This window comes from Vibrio sp. Y176 (genome assembly GCF_033438945.1).
The window spans coordinates 1-589 of sequence record NZ_JAWOQS010000841.1 but is presented as its reverse complement, the minus strand read 5'-3'; the positions used below and the strand labels follow the sequence as shown (position 1 = coordinate 589).

General features: G+C 47.4%; 2 pseudogenes. Both read right to left on the bottom strand.

The window, feature by feature from the left end:
- A pseudogene (locus R7O13_RS28965) lies at positions 1-91 on the bottom strand (YdcF family protein); the annotation flags it as partial.
- Positions 88-589, bottom strand: a pseudogene (locus R7O13_RS28960) (SDR family NAD(P)-dependent oxidoreductase); the annotation flags it as partial. The pseudogenes R7O13_RS28965 and R7O13_RS28960, both read right to left, overlap by 4 nt.

The window sequence follows — 589 nt, the reverse complement described above, 5'->3', positions numbered from 1 at the left end:
TGCACAAAACAAACAAGCAGTCGGCAGGCTTTAAATCCTGTTTGAGCTGCATGTAATCCCAAAGCGTTTCTATATGTTGATATAACTTCATAGTGCATCCAGCGTTGAATTGAATCGGAATTGATACCCAAGTGAAACCAGCTTGTCCGCTAAGATGCGTTTATCGGCATCTTCTGTGACGGGAGGTAGCGAAATCTCTGCGCCACTTTTGGTGATTGCTGCTTGGTAAAACTCAGCTTTGCTCACCGTGTGAGGCGTTGTGACATTAATGATCTGATTACTCAGGTGATCCAATGCAAATTGTGCCACAGCGACTGCGTCACTTTGATGAAGCATGTTGGCTGGAGCTTTACGGCTGACTTGTTTTAGGCGCATGGCAAAGCGAGCGGGGTGTCTGTCTGGGCCAATCAAACCACTGCAACGTAAGATGGCGTAGTTTATGCCAGAGTCGATAACGGATTGCTCCGCTTCGAGCATGATTTTCGCATTGTCAGAAAAGTGAGGGTGGGTTTGCGCGAGAGCGAGCGATGCGGATTCTTCTTTCATCTCCGTTGGTAAATTAGGGTAGACCGTTGTAGAGCTGATCATG